This window comes from Amnibacterium sp. (genome assembly GCF_036559085.1).
Classification (GTDB): Bacteria; Actinomycetota; Actinomycetes; order Actinomycetales; family Microbacteriaceae; genus Amnibacterium.
In genome coordinates this window covers 1-6,604 of the sequence record NZ_DATBTU010000063.1, presented here as the reverse complement: position 1 = coordinate 6,604, position 6,604 = coordinate 1, and the positions used below count along the sequence as shown (strand labels likewise).

Sequence of the window (6,604 nt, the reverse complement as noted above, 5' to 3'; positions counted from 1 at the left end):
CCAACTTCAAGGTGCAGACGGACGACGTCCCGACGATCTACGAGCTGCTGCTCGGCTCGTCGAGGACCGATCCGCGCGTGGCGATCCAGCACACGCAGATCGAGGGCCTCGACATCATCCCGGCCAACATCGACCTGTCGGCGGCGGAGGTGCACCTCGTCAACGAGGTCGCCCGCGAGCAGAGCCTCGCCCGGGTGCTGCGCCGCGTGACCGACGACTACGACATCGTCCTCATCGACTGCCAGCCCTCGCTCGGCCTCCTCACCGTCAACGCGCTCACCGCGGCCCACGGCGTCGTCATCCCGCTCGCGTGCGAGTACTTCGCGCTGCGCGGCGTCGCGCTGCTCGTCGAGACGATCGAGAAGGTGCGTGACCGGCTCAACCCCGCGATCGAGCTCGACGGCATCGTCGGCACGATGTTCGATCCCCGCACGCTGCACTCCCGCGAGGTGCTCGACCGCGTGGTCGAGGCCTTCGAGGACCAGGTGCTCGAGACGGTGATCAGCCGCACCGTGAAGTTCCCGGACGCCTCCGTCGCCCGCGAGCCGATCCTCGAGTACGCGCCGGAGCACAGCGCCGCGCACGCATACCGGCAGCTCGCCTGCGAGCTGGTGGCGCGCGGCGCGATGGCTTGACCGAACCGCACGACGGCGGCTTCCGGGTCCGGATCGGCCAGTTCGACGGCCCCTTCGACCTGCTGCTCGACCTGATCGGTAGGCACGAGCTCGAGATCACCGAGCTCGCGCTGTCCGCGGTCACCGACGAGTTCCTCGCGCACCTCGCCGAGCTCGGGGACGACCTGGACCTCGACCAGGCGAGCGGGTTCCTCGTGGTGGGTGCGACGCTGCTCGACCTGAAGATCGCCGGCCTGCTACCGCAGGGCGAGGTCGTCGACGCCGAGGGCGCCGCGCTGCTCGAGGCCCGCGACCTGCTCTTCGCCCGGCTGCTGCAGTACCGCGCCTACAAGGAGGCGACCGCCTGGTTCGCGGATGCGCTCGAGCTCGAGGCGGCACGGCATCCGCGCCGCGGCGAGCTCGAGGACCGGCACCGGCCGCCGGTGCCGCCGCCCGACGTGCCGCTCGACCTGGCCGCCTTCGCGGCCCTCGCCGCGAGCGCCCTGGCCGAGGGGATCCCGCCGTCGGTCGGCCTCGGCCACCTCCACGCGCCCGTCGTGAGCCTCCGCGCCGAGGCCGCGAACGTCGTCGCACGCCTCCGCCGCGGCGGCGGCCTCTCCTTCGTCGAGCTCACCGCCGACGCCACGGACCGGCACGTCGTCGTCGCCCGGTTCCTCGCCGTGCTCGAGCTCTACCGCCAGGGCGCGGTCGGCTTCGAGCAGCTGGAGCCGCTCGGGGCACTCCTGCTGCGCTGGAGCGCGCCAGACTGGGACGAGACCATGCTCGACCGACTCGGAGACCTCGAATGACCGACCGCCGACCACCGCGGGAGCCCGTGGCGCTGCTGCTCGCCGGCATCGGCCTGGGTGAGCCGGATGTCGGCGACGCCGAGGCGACGTCGGTGCCGGTCGAGGTCCCCGGAGCGCCGGCAACGCCGTCGCACCTCGCCGACCTCGACGCCCGCATCGAGGCGCTGCTGCTCGTGGCCGACGCGCCCCTGCCGCTGACCACCATCGCGACCGCGGTCGATCGGCCGGTCGCGGTCGTGCGCCAGGCCGTGGAGCGGATCCGCGACGACTACGAGGGCCGCGCCGGTGGCCGCCGCCGCGGCTTCGAGCTCCGTGAGGTCGCGACCGGCTGGCGGCTCTACTCCCGGATCGAGCACGACGAGGCCGTGCGGGCGCTCGCCGAGGCGGAGTCGCCCGGCCGCCTCAGCCAGGCGGCCCTCGAGACCCTCGCCGTCATCGCGTACCGGCAGCCCGTCAGCCGCGGCCAGGTCGCGGCCATCCGCGCGGTGTCGGTCGACTCGGTCATCCGCACCCTGCACGCGCGGGGCCTGATCGAGGAGGTCGGCCGCTCCGAGGAGACCGGCGCGGTGCTCTACGGCACGACCGACGACCTGCTCGTCGCGCTCGGCATCCGCTCGATCGACGAGCTGCCGCCGATCGCGCCGCTGCTCGCCGGCGCGGAGGGGGCGCACGAGCATGCCGGATGAGCTGTCGACCGACGGCGTGCGGCTCCAGAAGGTGCTCGCCGCAGCCGGCGTCGCCTCGCGCCGCGTCGCCGAGGACATGATCGCCGCGGGGCGCGTCCGGGTGAACGGGCGCGTCGTGACCGAGCCCGGCAGCCGGGTCGACCCGGCGGCCGACCACGTGGCGGTCGACGGCGAGGCCGTGCAGATCGACCCCACCCGCCGCTACGTGATGCTGAACAAGCCGACCGGCATCGTCAGCACGCTGAAGGACGAGCACGGCCGCCCCGACCTCACCCGCTGGACCTCGCAGTTCGAGGAGCGGCTCTTCAACGTCGGCCGCCTCGACGCGGACACGTCGGGCCTGCTGCTGCTCACGAACGACGGCGACGTCGCGAACGTGCTCGCGCATCCGTCGTTCGGCGTGACGAAGACCTACGTCGCCCGCGTCGCCGGGAAGGTGCTCCCGAAGACCCTCGCCCGGCTCACCGACGGCCTCGAGCTCGAGGACGGGCCGATCGCCGCGGACCGGGCGCGGATCCTGCCGGGCGGCTCGAGCGCGGACGCCACCCTCGTCGAGGTGGTGCTGCACTCCGGGCGCAACCGGATCGTGCGGCGCATGTTCGACGAGGTCGGCCACCCCGTGCAGGAGCTCGTCCGACGCCGCTTCGGCCCGCTGGCGCTCGGCGACCTGAAGGTGGGCGCCACCAGGGATCTCACGTCCGCCGAGCTCGGCGCGGTGCTCACCCTCGCCCGGCGGGGACCCGCGCGCCCCGCCCGGTAGGCTCGTCTCCCGTGTCCGCCCGTACTTCGGGGCAGGTCCGCGTCGTCGGTACCGGCCTGCTCGGCACGTCCATCGGGCTCGGTCTCGCCGCGCAAGGTGTCGACGTCGCCCTCACCGACGCGTCGCCGTCGACGCTCGCGCTGGCCGTCGACTACGGTGCCGGACGCAGGGCCTCGGCCGACGACCGGCCGGCGCTCGTCGTCGTGGCGGTCCCGCCCGACCGCACCGCGGAGGTCGTCGCCGCCGAGCTGGCCGCCTGGCCGTCGGCGCTCGTCACCGATGTGGCCAGCGTGAAGAGCGCGCCGCTGCACCGGCTGCTCGCCGAGGGCGCGCCCGTCGAGCGGTACCTCGGCTCGCATCCGATGGCCGGCCGCGAGCGCAGCGGCCCGATCGCCGCCCGCGCGGACCTCTTCCTCGGCCGGCCGTGGGTCATCACGCCGCACGAGGCGAGCACCACCGAGCAGGCCGCTGTGCTCGAGGCGCTCGCCCTGGACCTCGGCGCGACGCCGGTCCGGCTGCCCGTCGAGCGGCACGACGACGCCGTCGCGGTCGTCTCGCACGCGCCCCAGCTCGTCGCCAGCCTGCTCGCCGCGCGGCTCGTCGACGCGCCCGCCCACGCGACCGACCTCGCCGGGCAGGGCCTCCGCGACACCACCCGGATCGCCGCCAGCGACCCGGCGCTCTGGGTGCAGATCCTGTCGGCGAACGCGGACCGCATCGTGCCCGTGCTGTCCGACCTCCGCGACGACCTCGACGCGGTGCTCGAGGCGCTGGACGACCCGGACGCCGCGGGCGCGCAGCGCGCCATCGCCGACCTGCTCGCCGCGGGCAACGCCGGGGTGCAGCGCATCCCCGGCAAGCACGGCGCCGACCTCAAGCTCGCCTCCCTCGTGGTGCTCATCGACGACACCCCCGGCCAGCTCGCCCGCCTGCTCGGCGAGATCGGCGAGCTCGGCGTGAACCTCGAGGACCTGCGCCTCGAGCACTCGCCGGGCGCCCCGATCGGCATCGTCGAGGTGCAGGTCGCGCCGGAGGCGGCGGCGGGACTCGAGGCGGATCTTCAGCAGCGCGGATGGCGGGTGGCGGGATGAGCACGGTGGTGGCGGTGGACGGGCCGGCGGGCAGCGGCAAGTCGAGCGTGAGCCGCGCGGCGGCGGCGAAGCTGGGCTTCGCGTTCCTCGACACGGGCGCGGCCTACCGCGCCCTCGCCTGGAGCGTGCTCGAGCACGGCGGGAACCCGGAGCATCCGGAGGACGTGGTGCGGGCGCTCGACGGCTTCCGGTTCGAGAGCGCGGACGACCCGGCCGAGCACTGGGTGCGGGTCGGCGGCGCGGACGTGACCGACGCCATCCGCGAGCCGCGCGTGACCTCCGCCGTGAGCGGCGTCGCCCGCGTGGCCGCCGTGCGCGAGGCGCTGAACGTGGGGTTCCGTCAGCGGCTGGCCGCCGCCGACCCCGGCGTCGTCGTCGAGGGCCGCGACATCACCACCGTCGTCGCCCCGGACGCGGACGTGCGGGTGCTGCTCACCGCGAGCCCCGAGGTGCGCGCCGCGCGGCGCGCCCGGCAGCTGCCCGACCTGCACCACGAGACCGTGGCGCGGGCGATCGCGGAGCGCGACGCGAAGGACTCACAGGTCGTCGATTTCCTGGAAGCGGCGGACGGGGTGACGACCCTCGACTCGACCGACCTGGACTTCGACGGCACCGTCGAGGCCCTCGTCGGCCTCGTGCTGGAACGGGTGCCCCGATGACTGATGACGACCTCGAGTTCGAGAACGACGACCTCGGCGAGCGGCTCGCCGCCGTCGACGACGCGGCCGCGGAGCGCCGCGCCGCTGCCCTGCGCGCCGGGCTCGCCGAGTACGAGCTCGACGAGGAGGACCGCGCCTTCCTCGAGGGCGTCGAGATCGGCGATGACGAGCTCGGTGCGACCCCCGCGCTGCCGGTGCTCGCGATCGTGGGCCGGCCGAACGTGGGCAAGTCCGCGCTCGTGAACCGTATCCTGGGCCGCCGCGCGGCGGTCGTCGAGGACGTGCCGGGTGTCACCCGGGACCGCGTCACCTACCGCGCCGAGTGGGAGGGCCGCGAGTTCACGCTCGTCGACACCGGCGGCTGGGAGCCCGACGCCTCCGGCCTCGACGCCGCGGTGGCGGCGCAGGCCGAGATCGCGGTCGAGCTCGCCGACGCCGTGCTGTTCGTGGTCGACGCGACCGTCGGCGCGACGGCGACCGACGAGCGGGTCGTGCGGATGCTCCGGGCCGGCCGCAAGCCGGTCCGCCTGGTCGCGAACAAGGTCGACGGCGACCGCCTCGAGCCGCTCGTGGCCGAGCTCTGGTCGCTCGGCCTCGGTGAGCCGTGGCCCGTCTCCGCGCTGCACGGCCGCGGCGTCGCGGACCTGCTGGACGACGTGATGAAGGTGCTGCCGCTCGAGTCCGCGGTCGCGCGGCCCGAGCTCGGCGGCCCGCGCCGCGTCGCGATCGTCGGCCGGCCGAACGTCGGCAAGTCGAGCCTGCTGAACAAGGCGGCGCAGGAGGACCGGGTCGTCGTCTCCGACGTCGCCGGCACCACCCGCGACCCGGTCGACGAGCAGATCGAGCTCGGCGGCCGCGTGTGGCGCTTCGTCGACACCGCGGGCATCCGCCGCCGCACGCACCTGTCGCAGGGCGCCGACTTCTACGCGTCGCTCCGCACCCAGGCCGCGCTCGAGCGCGCGGAGGTCGCCGTCGTCGTGCTCGACGTCTCGCAGCCGATCAGCGAGCAGGACGTGCGGATCGTCGACCTCGTGCTCGAGTCGGGCCGGGCGCTCGTGCTCGCCTACAACAAGTGGGACCTCCTCGACGACGACCGCCGCCGCTACCTCGAGCGCGAGATCGAGCAGGACCTCGGGCACGTCTCCTGGGCTCCGCGCGTGAACATCTCCGCGCGGACAGGCCGCCACCTCGAGAAGCTCGTGCCCGCGCTCGAGACCGCGCTCCAGTCGTGGGACACCCGCATCCCGACGGGCCGCTTCAACGCGTTCCTCGCCGAGCTCGTCGCCGCCCATCCGCACCCGGTGCGCGGCGGCAAGCAGCCGCGGATCCTGTTCGGCACGCAAGCGAGCACCCGCCCGCCGACGTTCGTGCTGTTCACGACCGGGTTCCTCGACCCCGGCTACCGCCGCTACATCCAGCGGCGGCTCCGCGAGCTGTTCGGCTTCGAGGGCAGCCCGATCGTCGTGAACATGCGGGTCCGGGAGCGCCGCTCCCGCTCCTGAGCGCTCGTGGTCGCAGTTGTGGCCGCCAGCAGCAGCGCGCCGGCGGCGCGAACTGCGACCACCAGCGCCACTCCAGCCGCTGCGCGCGTCGGTCTGCGCAAACGACGGAGCAACGGGCTGCTCCGCCACGGTTCATGCGGATCGGAGGCGTTCTGGCGCAGGAACTCCGTCGTTTGCGCAGTCCCCATCTGCTCGGCGCGGGGATGACGACTCGGTCGCGGGCACTCCGGCATCGCGGTCCATCGCGCGCCAGCTGCGGCGGAGGAACGGGTCGAGCGTGACGAGGCCGTAGACGGCGCCGAGGACGAGCAGGGTCGGCACGAGCCCCACCAGGTTCACCACCGCACCGGCCAGCAGCGCGCCGAGCGGGATGCCGGCCCAGGCGATCGCGTTCACCGCGGCGAGGGCGCGGGCGAGCAGGCGCTCCGGGATGGCGGCGTACTGCGCGGTCGCGAGCGCCGGGTTGATGGCGCCGGCCGCCAG

General features: G+C 74.5%; 7 protein-coding genes and 1 pseudogene. 7 read left to right on the top strand and 1 reads right to left on the bottom strand.

The genetic code is table 11. From position 1 onward, the window contains the following. From VIG76_RS11295 to der, 7 genes are all read left to right on the top strand, one after another. On the top strand, positions 1 to 635 hold a 635-nt coding region (locus VIG76_RS11295; RefSeq protein ID WP_331954156.1), incomplete at its 5' end, for a ParA family protein. After that, positions 632 to 1,423, top strand: a complete 792-nt coding sequence (locus tag VIG76_RS11290) for a segregation and condensation protein A (protein WP_331954154.1) — start codon at positions 632 to 634, stop codon at positions 1,421 to 1,423. The genes VIG76_RS11295 and VIG76_RS11290, both read left to right, overlap by 4 nt. Then, positions 1,420 to 2,109 (top strand): SMC-Scp complex subunit ScpB, encoded by a 690-nt coding sequence (gene scpB, locus VIG76_RS11285; protein WP_331954152.1) that lies wholly within the window; start codon positions 1,420 to 1,422, stop codon positions 2,107 to 2,109. Before VIG76_RS11290 ends, scpB begins: the two co-directional genes overlap by 4 nt. Beyond that, complete coding sequence (locus VIG76_RS11280; RefSeq protein WP_331954150.1) at positions 2,099 to 2,869, top strand: pseudouridine synthase; 771 nt, start codon at positions 2,099 to 2,101, stop codon at positions 2,867 to 2,869. The genes scpB and VIG76_RS11280 overlap by 11 nt, the downstream gene beginning before the upstream one ends. 11 nt (positions 2,870 to 2,880) lie before the next feature. Continuing rightward, entirely contained in the window at positions 2,881 to 3,960 is a 1,080-nt protein-coding gene (locus VIG76_RS11275; protein WP_331954148.1) for a prephenate dehydrogenase, read from the top strand. Next, positions 3,957 to 4,619 carry a (d)CMP kinase gene (gene cmk, locus VIG76_RS11270; protein WP_331954146.1) on the top strand — a complete coding sequence of 221 codons (663 nt, stop codon included), beginning with the start codon at positions 3,957 to 3,959 and terminating at the stop codon, positions 4,617 to 4,619. Before VIG76_RS11275 ends, cmk begins: the two co-directional genes overlap by 4 nt. Continuing rightward, positions 4,616 to 6,121, top strand: coding sequence for a ribosome biogenesis GTPase Der (gene der, locus VIG76_RS11265; RefSeq protein WP_331954144.1), 1,506 nt, complete (start codon positions 4,616 to 4,618; stop codon positions 6,119 to 6,121). Before cmk ends, der begins: the two co-directional genes overlap by 4 nt. Before the next feature lie 132 nt (positions 6,122 to 6,253). On the opposite strand, the pseudogene VIG76_RS11260 reads toward der, so the two are convergent. Next, positions 6,254 to 6,604, bottom strand: a pseudogene (locus tag VIG76_RS11260) (hypothetical protein); the annotation flags it as partial.

Excerpts from the sequence above, each read along its gene's own strand:
- VIG76_RS11280 (WP_331954150.1), top strand. The coding sequence starts at position 2,099 with ATGCCGGATGAGCTGTCGACCGACGGCGTGCGGCTCCAGAAGGTGCTC.
- cmk (WP_331954146.1), top strand. The coding sequence starts at position 3,957 with ATGAGCACGGTGGTGGCGGTGGACGGGCCGGCGGGCAGCGGCAAGTCG.
- der (WP_331954144.1), top strand. The coding sequence starts at position 4,616 with ATGACTGATGACGACCTCGAGTTCGAGAACGACGACCTCGGCGAGCGG.
- scpB (WP_331954152.1), top strand. The coding sequence starts at position 1,420 with ATGACCGACCGCCGACCACCGCGGGAGCCCGTGGCGCTGCTGCTCGCC.